This is a genomic window from Microbacterium sp. EG9, assembly GCF_059759475.1.
Genome location: NZ_CM186217.1, coordinates 836,487 through 854,458 on the forward strand (window position 1 = coordinate 836,487; position 17,972 = coordinate 854,458).

The window sequence follows — 17,972 nt, forward strand, 5'->3', positions numbered from 1 at the left end:
GCAGACCGGTTCCCCCGACGAAGGACGACTGACATGACCGACACGACCACCACCGCCCCCGAGATCCCCGGCTACAAGGCCGGCACCTGGGTCCTCGACCCCGCCCACAGCGAGGTCACCTTCAGCCTGCGCCACATGATGATCTCGAAGGTCCGCGGCGTGTTCGGCCTGAAGAGCGCCACCATCGAGGCGCCCGAGAACCCCCTGGACGCCAAGGTCACCGCGACCGTCGACGTCGCCTCGATCAACACCAACGACGAGAACCGCGACAACCACCTGCGCAGCGCCGACTTCTTCGACGTCGCCCAGTTCCCGACCATCGAGTTCGTCTCGACCGGTGTCCGTCTCGACGGCGGCGACTTCCTCGTCGACGGCGACCTGACGATGCACGGCGTCACGAAGCCGGTCACCTTCACCCTCGAGTTCGGCGGGTTCGGAACCGACCCGTACGGCAACTACAAGGCCGGTGCGACGGCGACCGGTGTCATCAACCGCGAGGACTTCGGCCTGACCTGGAACGCCGCCCTCGAGACCGGTGGCGTCCTCGTCGGCAAGGACGTGACCATCACGCTCGATCTGCAGGGCGCGCTGCAGGCCTGATCCGATCCGATCGACGGCGGTCGTCCCCGGCATCCCGGGGCGGCCGCCGTCGTGGCATCCGCAGCCGGTTCTGCGCCAGGAGGATGCCGAGGAAGACGACCGCCGCACCGACCGGCTCGTGCCAGCTGACCTCTTCGCCGAGCACGAGCACGCCGAGTGCGACGCCGACCACGGGGGTGATGTAGGTCACGGTGGAGGCCGCCGTCGGCCCCCAGGCGCGCAGCGTGTTCTGGTTCCAGATGTAGGCGACCCCCGTGCCGAGACATCCCAGCAGGACCATGCTCCCCACGATCCAGGGATCGAGGGTGACGGGCGAGAGCGCGATCGCCGGGGCGATGAGCGTCATGAGGACGGCCGCGATGCCGATGTTGACGAACGAGAAGGCGAGGGGTGTCATGCCCGAGTCGCGGAGGAAGCGCCGCATGTAGGCGAGGCTGAACCCGTAGCACGCCGTCGCGCCGAGCAGGGCGAGCTGTGCCACGAGGCTGTGCGTGAGATCGAGCCCCGTCCACGGCGCGATGATCACCACGACGCCCGCGATGCCCACGACGATCCCGGTGATCTGGACGGGCTTCAGTCGTTCGACCCGGAACACGGCGGCCGCCATCACGGCCGTCATGATCGGCGTGGTCGCGTTGTAGATGCTGCCCAGACCCGAGGAGACGTGCTGCTCCGCCCAGGAGAAGAGCAGGAACGGCACGACGCAGAAGCTCACCGCGAGCACCGTCATGTGGCCCCAGACGCGCGCGCCCGCGCCGCGGACGGCCGGCAGGCGGTCTCGACGGGCGAGGACGAAGATCCCGAGGGTGAGCGCGCCCAGCACGAGCCGCCCCCACGCGACCTGCGCGGGGGAGATCCCCTCCAGGGCGACCTTCATGAACAGGAAGCTCGAGCCCCAGATGACGCCGACCAGCACGAACTGCACGGCGATCACCGACGAGGCGGGCCCTGCCCCGGGGCGCGGTGCGGCCACGGCGGCGGCGGGCGTGGAGACGGTCACGCGGCGACTCTAGCCGCGGCATCCGACGTCGGGACGGGTCCGCGAGCGCGACGTCCGAAACCCGCCGACGGCTGGCAGGAATGCGACGGCGCACCTCGCGCCCGCTCGGGCGCTGCGCTCAGGCGAGGGGGTTCTCGGCGTCGTACGCGCGGAAACGGGGGCTCAACCGCGCGAGCGTCGCGACGATCGCGATGATCAGGATGCCGCCGACCAGCGGCGGGAACCACAGGGTCGTGATCGTCGCCAGCGTGCCCGCGTAGAGCGCGCCGACGCGCGGACCGCCCGCGACGACGACGATGAAGATCCCCTGGAGCCTTCCGCGCACGGCGTCCGGAACGGCGGCCTGGAGCATCGTCGAACGGTAGATCGCGCTCACGTTGTCGGCGGCGCCGGCCACCGCGAGCGCGACGCAGGCGGCGACGATCATCGGCACGTTCGCGTGCTCGGCGTCCACCGTCGCCGGTGCGCCCAGCCCCACCGCCGCCAGCAGCAGCGCCAGGGCGAAGGCGCCGATGGCCCCGCCGTACACCTCGATCGCCCGTGTGATGCCGCGCCCGTGCCAGCGGTAGCCGCCGACCCGGCCGGAGAACAGACTCGACAGGAAGGCGCCGGCCGCGATGGCGGCGGTCAGGGCCCCGGCCGTCACCGGCCCGCCGCCGAGCAGCACCATGCCCAGTGCAGGGAACAGCGCCAAGGGCTGTCCGAACGTCATCGCGACGATGTCCATGACGAACTGCAGCCGGATGTTCGGGGCGCGCTTCAGGAAGGCGATGCCGTCCTTCAGCGACTCCAAGCCGGGTCGTACCGTCTCGCCCTCCGGTCGCATCGTCGGCAGCGTCCACAGGCCCAGGAACAGGCTCAGCATCAGGACGACGTCGAGGGAGTACGTCCACGCGTAGCCCGTGGTGGCCACCAGCACACCGGCCAGCGCGGGCCCGGCCATCACCATGATGCCGACCGTCACCCCCTGCAGCGCCGCGGCGGAGGGCAGCAGCTCGCGGGGGAGCAGGCGGGGGATGATGGCGGATCGGCTCGCCATCACGATCGAGTTCGCGGCCGAGTTGACGATGCTGAGCACGTAGAGCGACCAGACCGCCTCCTGCTGCGTCCACGCGAGGACCGCGAGCAGCAGGGTCGAGACGAAGGTGACCGTCGCCGCGGTGAGCGCGACCGTGCGCCGATCGAAGGCGTCGGCCAGCATGCCGCCGTAGATCCCGGCGAGCACCATGGGCACCAGTCCCGCCACCGCGATCATCGACACTGCGAAGGTCGATCCGGTCAGCGCGTACATGTGCAGCATGACGGCCATGATCGTCAGCTGTCCGCCGAGGCCCGACAGTGTCGACCCGATCCACAGACGGGCGAAGGCCGGGCTCCGCCGGAACGGCGTGAGATCGATCAGATGGCCGCCGCTCACCGGTCGACCTCGACGCGCTTGTGGCGCGAGGCGTGTCCACGGAGGATCGTCACGTCGCGCGGCGGGACACCGAAGTGGGCCGCGAGGGCCCGCACGACGCCGTCGTTGGCCGCGCCGTCCACGGCGCGCTCGCGCACGAAGACCGTGAGGCCCTCGGCATCCTGCTCGACGAGGGGGCCCTTGCGGCTGCCGGGCTTGACGTGGACGGAGAACTGCACGTGACCGAGCCTACGAGTTTCCGCGACGGCGTCGGCGCTGGTAGACTCCTGAGGTTGCCGTTCGATCGGCCGCGGAGAAAGAGAGCCCACGCATCAGGCGTCGGGCGCCGCGCAACGAAGAGGAAGGGGATCACCTATGGCACTGGAAGCAGACGTCAAGAAGGCGATCATCGAAGAGTACGCGACGCACCCCGGTGACACCGGATCCCCCGAGGTGCAGGTCGCGATGCTGACGCAGCGCATCAAGGACCTCACCGAGCACCTCAAGGAGCACAAGCACGACCACCACTCGCGTCGTGGGCTGTTCCTGCTCGTCGGTCAGCGTCGTCGCCTGCTGGGTTACCTGCAGGACATCGACATCAACCGTTACCGCTCGCTCATCGAGCGTCTCGGTCTGCGCCGCTAAGGCTTCGCGCCCCCGCGTTCAATCGCGCAAAACATTCTTGGAGAGCCTCCCCACGGTGTGGGGAGGCTCTCGTCATTCCCCGGCGTGTCAGGCGCGAGCGGCCAGCAGGTCGGCGTGCCAGCGCTCGGCCACGTCGGGGTGCGCCCGCAGCCGGGACTTCAGGGCGTTCTCCCCGTAGAGGGCGTGGATGGGGTTCGTGGGGTCCTGCGTGACGCCGCGCGCCTGTGCGGCGAGCTCGGGGGGCAGCTCGATGAGCGGGAGCCGGGCGTCGAGGGCCGGGTTGAAGAAGAACGGCACCGAGATGCGGTCCTCGGGCGCGCGCGGCGATACGACGCGGTGGTTCGTCGCGATGAGGTAGCCGCCGGTCGCGTACTCGAGCATCTCGCCGATGTTGACCACGAACGCCCCCGGCACCGGGGGCGCATCCACCCATTCGCCGTCGCGCTCGACCTGAAGGCCGCCCTTGCCGGGCTCGACCCACAGCAGCGTGAGGACGCCCGAGTCCTTGTGGGCGCCGACGCCCTGGGCCGGCTCGGGCGCGCTCGAGCCGGGGTAGCGGACGATCTTGAGCAGCGTCGAGGGTTCGCCGAAGTGGTCGTCGAAGTAGTCCTCGGGCGCGCCGAGGGCCAGAGCCCACGCGCGCAGCAGCCGCCGGGCGACGCCCGTCAGATGCTCCTGCCAGGCCGACGCGACCTCGCGCAGCTCGGGCTGCGCCGCGGGCCACAGGTTCGGCCCGATGAGCCGTGCGAACGCCGGGGCGTCCGGGTCGTCGACGACATCGCGCTCGGGTCCGATGTCGATCTGCTCGCGCCAGTCGACCTTGCCCTGCGTGCGCTCGCCGCCGATGCGCGTGTAGCCGCGGAAGTGCGCACTGGTGACGTTCTCGATCGCGAGCTTGTCGGCATCCGGGAGGGCGAAGAAGTCCCGCGCGGCGCGGTGCAGCCGTTCTTCCAGCTCGCCGTCGACGCCCGTGCCGGTGAGGTAGAAGAACCCGACGTCGTGGGTCGCGGCCCGCAACTGCTCGCGGAAGAGGGCGGCCTGTTCGGGGCCGGCGTCGAGGAGGGCGAAATCGAGCACGGGCAGGTTCAGGTCGCTCATGAAGGCGAGGGTAGGCGGATGCCGACACCTGCGCGCGCTGTGTTGCGCCCGGTTACCGCTCGGGCTCGCGGTGCGGGCGCGGCCGCGGGTCCTGACGGGGTCGGCGCGAGCCGGTGGGGTCGGAGCGATGGCCTTCGCGCCCGGCCAGCGTCGGGTCGGCGAACAGCCAGCGGGGGCGGGGCTCGACGAGCGGCCGGAAGACCGTGCGCACGGGCCGCGTCGCGAGGCCGAGCGCGATGACGACCGACAGGACGACCAGCGTCGGCAGCCAGAGCCACGTCGGCTCGGCGCTGCGCAGCAGACCGCTCTCGCGGAACGGGTACAGCACGAACGAGTGGAGCAGGTACACGTACATCGTGTAGCGCCCGAACGCCGTCCACCCGTACGCGCCGCGGGGGACGAGGGCGAAGAACGCGACGCTGAGGACGAGCGCGATCGCCATCAGCGCCAGGCGCACCGCGGCCGACCACCAGGGGCCGCCGAGCGCGGCGTAGTCCTGGTCGTAGAACAGCCACTGGCGCAGGTCGACCGTGCGCCAGGTGTCGGCGAACAGCCACGCTACGGCGCCCGCCGCGGCGAACAGGGCGACGGCCGCGATCCGCGGACCCCTGCGGCGACGGCGGAGCAGGTCGAGCCGCTGCACGATCCGATGGTGCGACACCCACCACCCGAGGGTGAAGAACGGGAGCAGGCCCAGCGTGCGCGACAGCGACAGGGTCGAGTCGACGTTGGGCCAGTAGCCGACGGCGAGGGAGACGGCGACGGTCCACGCGAGCGGCCACCGCAGGAGCGCGAGGTAGGGCAGCACGAGCCGGAAGATGGCGAGCGCGAGCAGGAACCACAGCGTCCAGGACGGCTGGGTGAGGTTGGGGTTCGCCTCGCCCTCGACGAGCCACTTCGTCAGCGTCCACAGGCTTTCGAACACCACGTAGGGGGCGACGATGTCCGTCAGCACCCGGGCCATCTGCCGCCGCGACGGCCCGTCCGAGGTCGAGAAGTAGCCGGAGATCAGGGCGAAGGCGGGCATGTGGAACGCGTAGACGACGAGGTAGAGCGCCAGCGCGGCGTCGCTGTCGTACGTGAGTCGCTGGATGGCGTGGCCCAGGACGACCAGCACGATGCAGGCGAAGCGCGCGTTGTCCCACAGCGGCACCCGCCGTTTCGCCGGGCGCGGTGCCGGGGAGGCGGGCGAGGGGACAGGGTCGGTCATCGTCTGGTCACCCTACCGGGGGTGCAGGACGGGGCGGGAATAACCTGGACAGCACCGCGTTGCATCAGATACATTCATTTGCATGTATTGGATGCCGAGGCATCCGGAAGGCGAAGGACACCGTGAACGAGAAGAGCCCGCAGATGCAGTTCGGCATCTTCACCGTCAGCGACATCACGCAGGACCCGACCACGGGCCACACGCCCAGCGAGGCCGAGCGCATCCGCGCGACCGTCGAGATCGCGAAGCACGCCGAAGAGGTGGGCCTGGACGTCTTCGCCCTCGGCGAGCACCACAACCCGCCGTTCTGGTCGTCGTCCCCGACCACCACGCTGGCCTACATCGCCGCCCAGACCGAGCGACTCATCGTCTCGACCTCGACGACGCTCATCACGACGAACGACCCGGTGAAGATCGCCGAGGACTACGCCATGCTGCAGCACCTGTCGGGCGGACGCATGGACCTCATGCTCGGCCGCGGCAACACCGGCCCGGTCTACCCGTGGTTCGGCAAGGACATCCGTCAGGGTCTGCCGCTGTCGATCGAGAACTACGCGCTGCTGCACACGCTGTGGCGTGAGGACGTGGTCGACTGGGAGGGGAAGTTCCGCACGTCCCTCCAGGGCTTCACCGCGACCCCGCGGCCGCTCGACGGCGTCGCGCCGTTCGTCTGGCACGGCTCGATCCGCACGCCCGAGATCGCCGAGCAGGCCGCCTACTACGGCGACGGCTTCTTCGCGAACAACATCTTCTGGCCCGCCGAGCACTACCAGCGCCTCATCGGCCTGTACCGCCAGCGCTGGGAGCACTACGGTCACGGCGCCCCCGAGACGGCGATCGTCGGCCTCGGCGGACAGGCGTTCATGGCGAAGAACTCGCAGGATGCCGTGAACCAGTTCCGTCCGTACTTCGACAACGCCCCGGTCTACGGTCACGGCCCCTCGATGGAGGACTTCACCGAGATGACGCCGCTGACGGTCGGCTCGCCCCAGCAGGTCATCGACCGCTACGCGGGCATGCGCGACATCTTCGGCGACTACCAGCGCCAGCTGTTCCTCATGGACCACGCCGGACTCCCGCTGAAGACCGTGCTCGAGCAGCTCGACTTCCTCGGCGGCGAGGTCGTGCCCGTCCTGCGCAAGGAGTTCGCGAAGGACCGGCCGGAGAACGTGCCCGACGCGCCCACGCACGCCTCGCTCGTGCGCGCCGCGTACGGCGACGGCCCGGCGCGCCAGGCCACCCCGCGCGCCAACCGCGGCGACAACCTCAGCGGCCCGTCGCCCTATCAGGACGCGCCCGCGCCGGCCGGCGCCGCGTTCGGTGTGGGGGCGACCCGATGAGCGCCCGGCGCATCGCCGTCGTCTCCGCCGGCCTGTCCAACCCGTCGTCCACCCGCATGCTCGCCGACCGTCTCGCGGCCGCGACCGTGACGGCGCTGGGGGAGCAGTCGGGACCCGACGGCGCCCCCATCCAGGCCACCGTCGACACGATCGAGCTGCGCGATCTCGCGCACGACATCACGAACAACCTGCTGACCGGCTTCGCGCCGCCCGCGCTGGAGTCGGCCATCAACACGGTGGTCTCGGCCGACGCGCTCATCGTGGTCACGCCGATCTTCTCGACGAGCTACTCGGGCCTGTTCAAGTCGTTCATCGACGTGCTCGATCCCGACGCCCTCACCGGCATGCCGGTGCTGATCGGGGCCAACGCGGGAACGGCGCGGCATTCGCTCGCGATCGACTACGCCATCCGTCCGCTGTTCGCCTACCTCCACGCCGAGACGGTCTCGACCGGCGTGTTCGCGGCATCCAGCGACTGGGGAGCCGCCGCCGATCAGGTCGCACCGCTGAGCTCGCGCGTCGAGCGCGGCGCCCGCGAACTGGCCGAGGCCGTCGCGCGCCGTCAGCCCGCCGGCAGCGGCGACCCGTTCGACCCGGCGAACTACCTCGGCGAGGGACGCTCGTTCGGCCACCTGCTCGGCGGTCTCGCCGGCGAGTGAGCCCGCACGTCGACGCCCCCGATCACGCTCCGGCGCGGTCGGGGGCGTCGCCGTGCGCCGCCTCGGCGCGGGCGAGGGCGGATGCCGCGCGCACCAGCGCCAGGTGCGACAGCGCCTGCGGGGTGTTGCCGGCCTGCCGTCTGCCGGCCACGTCGTACTCCTCCGACAGCAGGCCGACGTCGTTGGCGCGCGAGCAGGCACGGTCCATGAGCGCGCGGGCGTCGTCGAGCCGGCCGCTCGCGGCGTACTGCTCGACGAGCCAGAAGGAGCAGGCGAGGAACGGGTTCTCGGTGCCCTCGAGGCCGTCCACGCCGGACTCGGTCCGATAGCGCAGCACGAGGCCGTCGACCATCAGCGTGCGCTCGATCTCGGCGACGGTGGCCAGCATCCGCGGGTCGTCGGCGGCGCAGAAACCGACCACCGGCAGCAGCAGGAGCGACGCGTCGACCGCATCGGTGCCGGCGTGCTGCACGAAGTGCCCGCGCGCCGACACGCCGCGCCGATCGATGTCGGCGCGCACGCGATCGCGCAGACGCTCCCACCGCTCGTCCGGCCCGTCGAGGCCGAACTCGCGCACCGACCGGACGCCGCGGTCGAACGCCGCCCACACCATCGCCCGCGAGTGCGTGAACAGCTGCGGGTCGCCGCGGATCTCCCAGATGCCGTTGTCCGGCTCGTCGATGCGCTTCTCGGCCCGGCGCAGCAGGGCACGCTCGAGCGGCCACGAGATGTCCGACTGCTCGATGCCCGCCTGCCGCGCCGCGAACAGGCAGGTCATCACCTCGCCCGTGACGTCGGCCTGGTACTGCCCGGCCGCGCCGTTGCCGATGCGCACGGGGGCGGCGCCCCGGTAGCCGGGGAGGCTCGCCAGCTCGCGCTCGGCGAGGTCGCGCTCGCCGGCGATGCCGTAGACGATCTGCAGGTCGGCGGGATCTCCCGCGATGGCCCGCAGCAGCCACCGCTGCCAGTGCTCCACGACGTGCGCGAAGCCCTGTCCGAGCAGCACCTCGATCGTCAGGGACGCGTCGCGCAGCCACACGAACCGGTAGTCCCAGTTGCGGCCGCCGCCGAACTGCTCGGGGAGGGACGTGGTCGGTGCGGCGATGATCCCGCCGGTGTCGCGGTGCGTCAGCGCGCGCAGGGTCAGCAGCGAGCGCACCACGGCCTCGCGGTGCGGGCCGTGCACGTTGATGCGCTGCGCCCACGTGCTCCACCAGTCGCGGGTGCGGGCGAGAGCCGCGTCGACGTCGAGCGGCTCGGGCGCCGGACGGTGCGAAGCGTGCCAGGTGAGGGTCAGGTCGCGCCGCTCACCCGACGAGACGCGGAACGCACCGCGGTGCAGATGGTCGGTGGCGGTGAGGGCGGCGCCGCGCAGGAGCACCGCATCCGGGCCGGCGATGGCGGTCAGCTCGGGCGCCTCGGCGGTGCCGGTCTGGCGCACCCAGGGCAGGGCCCGCGCGTAGTCGAACCGCAGCCGCACGCGCTGCTCGAACTCCACGCTGCCGGAGAGGCCGACCACGCGCCGGACGAGGTCGGTGCGGCTCGCGGTGTCGAGGTGGTGCGGATCGACCGGGAGGCAGTCGTGCACCTCGGCGACACCGTCGGCGCTCTCCCAGCGCGTGACGAGCGTGAACGTCTCGCCGTCGTAGCGCCGCGTGTGCTGCGCCTGCGGATCGGTCGGGCGCAGCATCCACTGCCCGTGGTGCTCGTCGCCGAGAAGCGCGGCGAACACCGACGCGGAGTCGAAGCGCGGCAGGCAGAGCCAGTCGATCGAGCCCGATCCCGACACGAGCGCCGCCGTGCGGCTGCTGCTCAGCAGCGCGTAGTCCTCGATGGGCGCGGGCGAGGAGTCCGATCCTGCAGGTGCATCTGCCACGCAACGATTCTGCCGTCTCCCCGGGGCGGAGGGGCCACGTAGGGTGTGCTCATGGGCGACGTGTCGACACTGGCCATCATCGGAGCGAGCGGCGATCTGACCGAGCGGCTGCTGCTGCCCGCGGTCGCCGACCTGCTGAAGAGTCAGCCCGATCGCCGCATCCATCTGCTGGGGGTGGGACGCACGGCGCTCAGCGATGCGCAGTGGCGGCGTCGCGTGCGCACCGCGTTTCGCGAAGCGGATGCCGAGGAGGCGTTCGCCGCGGTGGCCTCCACGCCCTACCTCGCCGTCGACGCGACCACCGCCGCGGGGCTGCGCCGCGTTGTGCGCGACGCCCCCGACGGCCGGCTCGTGCTCTACTTCGCCGTGCCGCCGGCGGCCGCGGCGGCCGCGTGCGCCGCGCTGTCGCCGGGCGACCTGCCGGCGGGGACCGTGCTGGCGCTCGAGAAGCCGTTCGGCGAGGACGAGGCGAGCGCCCGCGCGCTGAACGAGGTGCTGCGGACGCTGCTGCCGGAGGAGCAGATCTTCCGCGTGGACCACTTCCTCGGCCGATCCACGGTGCTGAACGTGCTCGGCGTCCGCTTCGCCAACCGCCTGCTCGAGCCCGTGTGGACGGCCGAGCACGTCGAGCGGGTCGAGATCCGGTTCGACGAGACCCTGGGCCTCGAGGGGCGCGCGGGCTTCTACGATCGCGCGGGCGCCCTCGTCGACATGATCCAGAGCCATCTCCTGCAGGTCATGGCGGTGGTCGCGATGGAGCCGCCCGCGGCGCTGAACGCGACCGACGTCCGCGACGCGACCGCCGCGGTCCTGCGCGCCACGCACGTCTGGGAGGACAACGCGGTGCGCTTCTCCCACCGAGCCCGCTACACGGCCGGCACCGCCGGCGGCGAGCAGATGCCCTCCTACGTCGACGAGTCGGGCGTCGACCCCGCACGCGAGACCGAGACGCTGGCACAGGTCACCGTGGAGGTGCGCAACGCGCGGTGGGCGGGCGTGCCCTTCACGCTGCGGTCGGGGAAGGCTCTGGATGCCAAGCGTGCGGAGATCGACGTGGTGCTCCGGCCGGTCCGCCACCTTCCCGCGGGCTTCACCGGCGACGCCGCCGGCAGCGTCATCCGCTTCTCCCTCGGCCCCGACCGGGTCACCATGGACATCTCCGTCAACGGCGGCGACGGGCCGTTCGCGCTGCACCGGGCCCGCCTCGAAGCCGATCTCGGCCTGGGCTCGCACCAGGCCTACACCGAGGTGTTGGCCGCGATCCTCGACGCGGACGCGATGCTCTCGGTGCGCGGCGACGTCGCCGAGGAGTGCTGGCGGATCATCCAGCCCGTCCGCGACGCCTGGCGGCGCGGCGACGTGCCGCTCGAGGAGTACGCCGCCGGATCGAGCGGGATCGGGTGGGACGACGCGGGCGTCGCGGCATCCGGGCGCTGATCAGCGCCAGCGGTACTCCGTCTCGGGACGCCCGCGCGTGCCGTACCGCGGCGAACGCTCGACCCGTCCCGCGTCGGCGAGGTGTTCGAGGTAGCGGCGCGCCGCCACGCGCGACATCCCCAGCGCGTCGGCGGCCTCCGTCGACGAGAGGGGGCCGCGGTCGCGGACCGCGTCCGACACGCGATCGAGGGACGCCGGAGACAGGCCCTTCGGCAGCACGACGGGGCCCGTCGGGCGCAGAGCGCCCAGCATCGCGTCGATCTCCGACTGCGTCGCCGCTCCGGTCGCGGCACGGGCTCGCGCGCGATACGCGCGGTACTGATCCAGTCGATCGTGGAAGGCGGCGAACGTGAAGGGCTTCACGAGGTACTGCACCGCACCGAGCGCGATCGCCTGACGAACCACGTCGGCGTCGCGCACCGAGGTGATCGCGATCACATCGACGTCCGCGGCGCGCGCCCGGATGTGGCGCAGGACGTCCAGCCCCGTGCCGTCGGGCATCGTCATGTCGAGCAGGACGAGATCGATCCGCGACCGCTCGGGCGCCTCGAGCACCGCCGCGACGGCGGCGCGCGCGCCGGCGCATTCGGCGACGACCTCGAAGCCCGGCACGCGGCTGACGTAGGTGCGATGCAGCTCGAGGGTCAGGGCCTCGTCGTCGACCAGCAGCACCCCGATCATGACAGTCCCGTCGGCAGCACCACGCGGAACGTCGTCGGCGACAGCCCCAGCGAGATCGTCCCGCCGACCTCGTCGACGACCGCGCGCACCAGGGCCAGACCCACCCCCCGGCCGTCCGCGCCGGCGGGCTTGGTCGAGAAGCCCCGTTCGAACATCCGCGCGCGGGTGTGCTCGTCGGGCCCCTCGCCCGAGTCGGCGACGCTGAGCAGCAGCTCGTCCTCGGCGGTGCGCGACATGTGCACGCGCACCCAGCGCGGCTCCGGGCCCGCGGCCGCGGCATCCAGGGCGTTGTCGATCAGGTTGCCGACGAGGGCGACCGCGTCGATCGGTCGGAGCAGCGAACGGGGCGCGTCGGCGGCGATGTCCGCGCTCCACTCGATTCCCCGCTCCATCGCCTGGGACGCCTTGCCGAGCAGCAGCGCCCCCACCGTCGGGTCGCCGTCCGTCCGCGCGGCGACCTGGTCGACCAGCGCCTGGCTCTGGCGTGCGGAGTCGGTCAGGATGCCGATGGCGTCGGCGCTCCGGCCGAGCTCGATCAGGGCGACGGCGGCGTGCATCCGATTGCCGTGCTCGTGCGTCTGCGCCCGCAGCGCCTCGCCGAGCGTGCGCATCGACTCGGCCGAGGCGAGGGTGTCGCGGATCGCTCCGGCGGGGAGGTCGCCGGCGACGCTCCGGGTCGCTCGACGTGCGAGCACCGCCCCCGCCAGTCCCGCCCCGACGAGGGCGAGCCCGACCGCCGCGACCACCAGCAGCCGCGGCACGACCTGCGCGGTGACGGTGCGCACCGTCACGCCGACCGACACCCAGCCCACGAGGCGCCCGTCCGCCTCCACCGGCACGATCGTGCGCAGCGACGGACCCAGGGTTCCGGTGAATTCCTCGGTGATCGTCTGCGGCGACGGCGGGATCGTGCCGATGTAGTGCTGGCCGATCTGGGCCGGGTCGCGGTGCGTGATGCGGATGCCGGCCGTGTCCATCACGGTGACGAAATCGACGCCCGCGCTCGACATCACCTCGCGCGCGATCGGCTGGAGCGTGCGCGTGGCCGCCTCGCCGTCGCCCGCCGCGAGAGCGGACCGGACCTCGGGAAGGCCCGCGAGTGTCGCGGCGACGGCCTGGGTCGCTCGCTCCGCCTCGGCGCGGGCCGCCCGCTGGGCCTCCAGCACGAGCAGCCCCGCCGTCCCCAGCGCCAGCACGAGCGCCGCACCGGCGAGCCACAGGAACAGCCGGGACGCGGCGCTGCGTCCGATGCTGCGGGCCATGGCGCCCCTCTCGACGGTGAACGGCGGTGGCGTGCGTCGCCGCCCGGGGGCGGGACCAATACGACCACAAGTGAACCACGAGGTCCCGGCGGGCGCACTCTGGGCACGTGGCCGCCAACGTCGGCGGTCCGCGAACAACGACCCGTTCACACCTGGAGGCGGACATGGCCCTCTCGACGACATCTTTCAGACTCCCCGGCTACAACTGGCGCCGCGGCAAGACGTCCTGGGACAAACACACCTGGCTCTACGTGTCGGTGATCATCGCCGTCGTGCTGGGCGCCGTCGTCGGCCTCGTCTGGCCCGAGTTCGCCAAGGGGCTCGAGCCGATCGGCAAGGCGTTCGTCAACCTCATCAAGATGATGATCGCGCCGATCATCTTCTGCACCATCGTGGTCGGCGTCGGTTCCATCGCCAAGGCCGCCACGGTCGGCAAGATCGGCGGGCTGGCCCTGGGCTACTTCATGGTGATGACGACGTTCGCGCTGTTCATCGGCCTCGTCGTGGGCAACATCATCCACCCGGGTACGGGACTGGACATGTCGAGCTCGACCTACGACGCATCCAGCATCGAGGCCACCTCGACCACCCAGTTCCTCATGGGGATCATCCCCACGACGTTCTTCTCGGCCTTCACCGGCGAGAGCGTGCTGCAGGTGCTCTTCATCGCGCTGCTGGTCGGTTTCGCCCTGCAGGGACTCGGCAGCAAGGGCGAGCCGATCATGTACGCCGTCAAGCAGCTGCAGGTGCTCGTGTTCCGCATCCTCGGGATGATCCTCTGGCTCGCCCCGATCGGCGCGTTCGGCGCGATCGCCGCCGTGGTCGGCAAGACCGGCTTCGCCGCCATCGTCAGCCTCGGCATCCTCATGATCGCGTTCTACATCACGTGTGCCGTGTTCGTCTTCGGCATCCTCGGGGTGCTCCTGTACGCCGTCACCCGCGTGAACATCCTGCGACTGATGAAGTACCTCGGTCGCGAGTATCTGCTGATCGTCGGCACCTCCTCGAGCGAGTCCGCCCTTCCCCGGCTGATCGCCAAGATGGAGCACCTCGGCGTCTCGAAGCCCGTCGTCGGCATCACCGTCCCGACCGGCTACTCCTTCAACCTGGACGGCACGGCCATCTACCTGACGATGGCGTCGCTGTTCATCGCCGCGGGCATGGGAACGCCGATGTCGTGGTCCGAGCAGATCGGCCTGCTCGTGTTCATGATCATCGCCTCCAAGGGCGCCGCCGGGGTCACGGGGGCGGGTCTGGCGACGCTCGCCGGCGGGCTCCAGGCCTTCCGCCCCGACCTCGTCAACGGGGTGGGCGTGATCGTGGGCATCGACCGGTTCATGTCCGAGGGGCGCGCCGTCACGAACTTCACCGGCAACGCCGTCGCGACGCTGCTCATCGGCACCTGGACGAAGCAGATCGACCGCGACCGCGTCCGCGAGGTGCTCGCCGGTCGGGCGCCGTTCGACGAGTCCACCCTCACCGGTGACGGCCACGACGGCATGTCCACCGCGACCGGCGCCGTCGGCACGCAGGGACTCGAGCAGGCTGCCCTCGACGAGGCCGCCGCGAAGGAGGAGCGCGCCCGCCGCCGGGCGGCCGCGCACTGACGGCGCGGTCACGTCGCCGCGTCCGGGCGTGCCTGTCCTCAGGCCTCCGGGGCGCGGCGTCGCCGCGCGCGGCCCGCCACGGCGTCGGCGGCCGCGCCGAGGGCGAGCGCGAGGGCGATCGAGACCGCGACGGCGACGACCGTGCCGCCGGGCACGATCGCGGCGACGGCGGCTCCCAGCAGCGCCTGGTAGAGCGCCCACGCCGTCGCCGCGGGAGCGGCCAGCAGCAGGTACCGCGGCACCGGCATGCGGGAGGCGCCCGCCGCGAGATTGACTGCCAGGCGGGCGAACGGGATGAAGCGGGCCGTGAACATCAGCGTCGCCCCGCGCCGCGCGAGGGCGTCGCGGGCCCAGCCGAACGCGGCGGTCACGCGCGGCCCCCGCATCCATCGCCAGCGATCGAGGCCGACCGTTCGTCCGAGGGCGTAGCAGCCGAGGTCGCCGAGCAGGGCGGCCAGCGCGGCGACGGCGATCACCGCGATCAGCGGCGGCGCGCCCTCGGCCACCGCCAGCGCGCCGAAGGTCGTCACCGCCGCCTCGCCGGGGATCACGACGAGCAGCGCATCGCCCAGCACCAGCCCCGCCATCGCCGGCAGCGCCCACGGGCTGTGCGCGAGAGCCTGGAGCCATGCGTCCGTCACCGTCCCGGAGTAGCACGGGCCCATGAACGCGCGGCGAACGCGCGCGGCGGGGATGACCGTGCGGTGACCGTCCGCGGAGCGTTCGGGGAACACTGCGTTCCCGGGGCCCGTCAGCACGCCCCCGGGGCCGCGCACCCGCGACCCTGGACCCATGAGAGTCGCGTTCGTCGCCGAGTCGTTCCTGCCTCACATGAACGGCGTCACCGGATCCGTCCTGCAGTCCGTGCGTCATCTCACCGCACGCGGCCACGACGCCCTCGTCATCGCGCCGGGTGCGCCGGGTGCGCGCTCGGATGCGACCACCACCCTGCTGCCCTCCGTGCCGCTGCCCGCCTACCGCCAGGTGCGCATCGCGCTGGGGCGCACCGGGACGCTCGCCGGCATCCTGCGCGACTACGCGCCCGACGTCGTGCACCTCGCCTCGCCGTTCGTGCTCGGCTGGCGCGCCGTCGCGGCGGCGGAGGCGCTGGAGCTGCCGACCGTCGCGGTCTACCAGACCGATGTCATCGCCTACGCCCGCAAGTACGGCGTCCCGCGGGCGACCGCCCTGACCGCCGCGCACGTGGCCCGTCTGCACGGCCGGGCCACGCTGACGCTCGCGCCCTCGTCGTCGGCGCTGCGACAGCTCGACGAACTGGGCGTCGATCGCACGCGGCTGTGGGGCCGGGGCGTCGACACCCAGCGCTTCCGCCCCGAGCACCGCAGTGAGGCGTGGCGTTCCTGGATCGCGCCGGGCGAGGTGATCGTCGGCTACGTCGGGCGTCTGGCCCCCGAGAAGCAGGTGGAAGACCTGGCGGTTCTCGCCGACATCCCCGGCGTCCGCCTGGTGATCGTGGGCGACGGCCCCGCCCGCGCGCGACTGGAGCGCGCGCTGCCGCGCGCCGTGTTCCTCGGCCACCTCGCCGGCGCCGAGCTCGCCCAGGCGATGGCCGGCTTCGACGTCTTCGTGCATCCGGGGGAGAGCGAGACGTTCGGGCAGACCATCCAGGAGGCCCACGCCAGCGGCGTACCCGTGGTCGCGACCGGTCGCGGCGGCCCCGTCGACCTCGTGCGCTCCAGCGTCGACGGCTGGCTCTACCGGCCGGGCGACCTCGACGACCTCCGCGATCGCGTGCGCGACCTGGTCGGCGACGCGAGCAAGCGTCAGGCCTTCGGAGCGGCGGCGCGGGCCGGCGTCGAGGGGCGGACCTGGCCTGCCCTCGTCGACACGCTGGAGCAGTACTACCTCGAAGCGCGGCGGCTGCACGGCGCGGAGCGCGGCACACGCGTCGGGTCGACCTCGGCCCCCGCGGCGGAGCGTCCGGCGCCGCCGCCGCGCGGATGGTCGCGCATCATCGCCCTCGGCGACTCGTTGACGGAGGGGCTGTGCGACACGTCGCGGATGCCGGAGGGGGAGTACCGCGGCTGGGCGGACCGCCTGGCGACCCTCCTGGCCCAGCGCTCGCCGACACCGGTGCGCTACGCGAACCTCGCGGTGCGCAGCCGCCGTGTCGGCGACCTCCTGGACGAGCAGCTCCCGCGCGCGCTCGCGATGCGTCCCGAGCTCGCGACCGTGCTCATCGGCGCGAACGACCTCGTGTCGCACCACGTCGACGCCGACACCGTGGCCGCCCGGGTCGATGACGCGGTCGGCCGCCTGCGCGCGGCGGGCAGCGATGTGCTGCTGGTCACGCCGTTCCTGCCCGACCGCCGCGCCTCACGGCTGTTCTCCCGCCGGTTCGCCCGCTTCGCGGTGCGGCTGCGCGAGATCGCCGCCCGGCACGGGGCCTTCCTGCTGGACCTCGAGAGCGATCCCGACATCGGCGAGCGCGAGAAGTGGGCGCACGACAAGGTGCACCTGAGCTCGCGCGGGCATCGGTTCGTGGCGTACCGCGCCGCCGAGGTGCTCGGGCTGCCGGACGTGGAGGCGCTCGGTGCGCTCGACGCCGCCCTGCACGCCGACGACGACCGCCCGGTCAGCGGCACGTGGCTCACCCGCGACGCGCTGCCGTGGGCGTGGCGGCGGCTGCGCGGGCGCACGGCCGGCGACGCCGTGACGGCGAAGCACACCGACTACGTCGATCTTCCCGCCGGCGGGTCGTCCGACCGTGCGCGCACGCCCCAGCGCTGACCCGCGATGACCGCGGGACGCGTCGGCGCGTCAGCCGCTCTTGCGGCGGAACTCCCGCTTGGTGACCGCGCCGTGCGTGCCGTGCACGGCCGAGTCGCCGTCCAGGTGCGCCTCGCCGGTGCGGCTCTGCGCGTTCTTCTTGTCGAGCGCCTCCCTGAACTTGCGCTTCATCTCCTCGGATGCCGTGGTGTCATCGGTGCTCATGCCCCCAACCATACGCAGGCGAGGGCGCGACTGATAGGCTTGGGCAGGTTGCCGTGGATCTTCTGCGGCATCCGGAGCAGGCCGGCAGGAAGCTGGTCCCCTGTGGTGGGTTCCCGTTCGACGCGATCCGATGCGAACGGTGGCTTTCTACTGGTGGCCAGCGCTGACCGTCCCGGCGGCGCCTCACGCGGTGCCGCCGCGCGTCT

Annotated in this window: 17 protein-coding genes; 7 read left to right on the forward strand and 10 right to left on the reverse strand. The window is 72.2% G+C overall.

From position 1 onward, the window contains the following. Nucleotides 1–33 precede the first annotated feature (33 nt). The gene (locus AC6CQV_RS03885) at nt 34–600 is read left to right on the forward strand and encodes a YceI family protein (protein ID WP_060959452.1); all 567 of its coding nucleotides are present in this window, start codon (nt 34–36) and stop codon (nt 598–600) included. Here the strand turns inward: AC6CQV_RS03885 and AC6CQV_RS03890 are convergent. The 3 genes from AC6CQV_RS03890 to AC6CQV_RS03900 form a co-directional block, all read right to left on the reverse strand. Continuing rightward, nucleotides 566–1,534 (reverse strand): DMT family transporter, encoded by a 969-nt coding sequence (locus tag AC6CQV_RS03890; protein WP_205283591.1) that lies wholly within the window; start codon nt 1,532–1,534, stop codon nt 566–568. The two genes, AC6CQV_RS03885 and AC6CQV_RS03890, sit on opposite strands and share 35 nt — an antisense overlap. 184 nt (nt 1,535–1,718) lie before the next feature. Further along, on the reverse strand, nt 1,719–3,017 hold the full coding sequence (locus tag AC6CQV_RS03895; RefSeq protein ID WP_498260338.1) for an MFS transporter: 1,299 nt from the start codon (nt 3,015–3,017) through the stop codon (nt 1,719–1,721). Then, a complete protein-coding gene (locus AC6CQV_RS03900) occupies nt 3,014–3,235 on the reverse strand; it encodes a DUF167 domain-containing protein (protein WP_060959454.1) in 222 nt (73 codons plus the stop codon). The genes AC6CQV_RS03895 and AC6CQV_RS03900 overlap by 4 nt, the downstream gene beginning before the upstream one ends. A gap of 136 nt (nt 3,236–3,371) precedes the next feature. Here AC6CQV_RS03900 and rpsO point away from each other — a divergent pair, with 136 nt between their 5' ends. After that, on the forward strand, nt 3,372–3,641 hold the full coding sequence (rpsO, locus tag AC6CQV_RS03905; RefSeq protein WP_005048780.1) for a 30S ribosomal protein S15: 270 nt from the start codon (nt 3,372–3,374) through the stop codon (nt 3,639–3,641). An 87-nt stretch (nt 3,642–3,728) separates the two neighbouring features. Here the strand turns inward: rpsO and AC6CQV_RS03910 are convergent, their stop codons facing one another. Then, nucleotides 3,729–4,739: an isopenicillin N synthase family dioxygenase gene (locus AC6CQV_RS03910; protein ID WP_498260339.1), complete on the reverse strand. Its 1,011-nt coding sequence runs from the start codon at nt 4,737–4,739 to the stop codon at nt 3,729–3,731. A gap of 52 nt (nt 4,740–4,791) precedes the next feature. Then, entirely contained in the window at nt 4,792–5,949 is a 1,158-nt protein-coding gene (locus tag AC6CQV_RS03915; RefSeq protein WP_191008795.1) for an acyltransferase family protein, read from the reverse strand. A 143-nt stretch (nt 5,950–6,092) separates the two neighbouring features. Here AC6CQV_RS03915 and AC6CQV_RS03920 point away from each other — a divergent pair, with 143 nt between their 5' ends. Further along, a complete protein-coding gene (locus tag AC6CQV_RS03920; RefSeq protein ID WP_292681899.1) occupies nt 6,093–7,289 on the forward strand; it encodes an LLM class flavin-dependent oxidoreductase in 1,197 nt (398 codons plus the stop codon). Next, on the forward strand, nt 7,286–7,948 hold the full coding sequence (locus AC6CQV_RS03925; protein ID WP_061782126.1) for an FMN reductase: 663 nt from the start codon (nt 7,286–7,288) through the stop codon (nt 7,946–7,948). Before AC6CQV_RS03920 ends, AC6CQV_RS03925 begins: the two co-directional genes overlap by 4 nt. A gap of 22 nt (nt 7,949–7,970) precedes the next feature. Here AC6CQV_RS03925 and AC6CQV_RS03930 read toward each other — a convergent pair whose 3' ends face one another. Beyond that, entirely contained in the window at nt 7,971–9,824 is a 1,854-nt protein-coding gene (locus tag AC6CQV_RS03930; protein ID WP_498260340.1) for a glycoside hydrolase family 15 protein, read from the reverse strand. 51 nt (nt 9,825–9,875) lie between these two features. Between AC6CQV_RS03930 and AC6CQV_RS03935 the strand changes: the two genes are divergently transcribed. Next, complete coding sequence (locus AC6CQV_RS03935; RefSeq protein WP_101306584.1) at nt 9,876–11,261, forward strand: glucose-6-phosphate dehydrogenase; 1,386 nt, start codon at nt 9,876–9,878, stop codon at nt 11,259–11,261. Here AC6CQV_RS03935 and AC6CQV_RS03940 read toward each other — a convergent pair whose 3' ends face one another. Beyond that, on the reverse strand, nt 11,262–11,942 hold the full coding sequence (locus AC6CQV_RS03940; protein ID WP_498260341.1) for a response regulator: 681 nt from the start codon (nt 11,940–11,942) through the stop codon (nt 11,262–11,264). Next, complete coding sequence (locus AC6CQV_RS03945; protein ID WP_061782129.1) at nt 11,939–13,204, reverse strand: sensor histidine kinase; 1,266 nt, start codon at nt 13,202–13,204, stop codon at nt 11,939–11,941. The genes AC6CQV_RS03940 and AC6CQV_RS03945 overlap by 4 nt, the downstream gene beginning before the upstream one ends. A gap of 164 nt (nt 13,205–13,368) precedes the next feature. On the opposite strand from AC6CQV_RS03945, the gene AC6CQV_RS03950 reads away from it, so the two are divergent. After that, nucleotides 13,369–14,811: a cation:dicarboxylate symporter family transporter gene (locus AC6CQV_RS03950; RefSeq protein ID WP_061782130.1), complete on the forward strand. Its 1,443-nt coding sequence runs from the start codon at nt 13,369–13,371 to the stop codon at nt 14,809–14,811. A gap of 38 nt (nt 14,812–14,849) precedes the next feature. Here the strand turns inward: AC6CQV_RS03950 and AC6CQV_RS03955 are convergent, their stop codons facing one another. Then, complete coding sequence (locus AC6CQV_RS03955) at nt 14,850–15,452, reverse strand: DedA family protein (RefSeq protein ID WP_082808059.1); 603 nt, start codon at nt 15,450–15,452, stop codon at nt 14,850–14,852. Nucleotides 15,453–15,603: 151 nt separating this feature from the next. Between AC6CQV_RS03955 and AC6CQV_RS03960 the strand changes: the two genes are divergently transcribed. Further along, nucleotides 15,604–17,562: a GDSL-type esterase/lipase family protein gene (locus AC6CQV_RS03960; RefSeq protein ID WP_498260342.1), complete on the forward strand. Its 1,959-nt coding sequence runs from the start codon at nt 15,604–15,606 to the stop codon at nt 17,560–17,562. A 30-nt stretch (nt 17,563–17,592) separates the two neighbouring features. On the opposite strand, the gene AC6CQV_RS03965 is transcribed toward AC6CQV_RS03960, so the two are convergent. Next, nucleotides 17,593–17,766, reverse strand: a complete 174-nt coding sequence (locus tag AC6CQV_RS03965) for a DUF5302 domain-containing protein (RefSeq protein WP_157831623.1) — start codon at nt 17,764–17,766, stop codon at nt 17,593–17,595. Between the last annotated feature and the right edge of the window lie 206 nt (nt 17,767–17,972).

Coding starts and splice junctions, on each gene's coding strand:
- AC6CQV_RS03950 (WP_061782130.1), top strand. CDS start 13,369: ATGGCCCTCTCGACGACATCTTTCAGACTCCCCGGCTACAACTGGCGC.
- AC6CQV_RS03885 (WP_060959452.1), top strand. CDS start 34: ATGACCGACACGACCACCACCGCCCCCGAGATCCCCGGCTACAAGGCC.
- AC6CQV_RS03915 (WP_191008795.1), bottom strand. CDS start 5,949: ATGACCGACCCTGTCCCCTCGCCCGCCTCCCCGGCACCGCGCCCGGCG.
- rpsO (WP_005048780.1), top strand. CDS start 3,372: ATGGCACTGGAAGCAGACGTCAAGAAGGCGATCATCGAAGAGTACGCG.
- AC6CQV_RS03910 (WP_498260339.1), bottom strand. CDS start 4,739: ATGAGCGACCTGAACCTGCCCGTGCTCGATTTCGCCCTCCTCGACGCC.
- AC6CQV_RS03935 (WP_101306584.1), top strand. CDS start 9,876: ATGGGCGACGTGTCGACACTGGCCATCATCGGAGCGAGCGGCGATCTG.
- AC6CQV_RS03960 (WP_498260342.1), top strand. CDS start 15,604: ATGAGAGTCGCGTTCGTCGCCGAGTCGTTCCTGCCTCACATGAACGGC.
- AC6CQV_RS03920 (WP_292681899.1), top strand. CDS start 6,093: ATGCAGTTCGGCATCTTCACCGTCAGCGACATCACGCAGGACCCGACC.
- AC6CQV_RS03940 (WP_498260341.1), bottom strand. CDS start 11,942: ATGATCGGGGTGCTGCTGGTCGACGACGAGGCCCTGACCCTCGAGCTG.
- AC6CQV_RS03965 (WP_157831623.1), bottom strand. CDS start 17,766: ATGAGCACCGATGACACCACGGCATCCGAGGAGATGAAGCGCAAGTTC.
- AC6CQV_RS03945 (WP_061782129.1), bottom strand. CDS start 13,204: ATGGCCCGCAGCATCGGACGCAGCGCCGCGTCCCGGCTGTTCCTGTGG.
- AC6CQV_RS03925 (WP_061782126.1), top strand. CDS start 7,286: ATGAGCGCCCGGCGCATCGCCGTCGTCTCCGCCGGCCTGTCCAACCCG.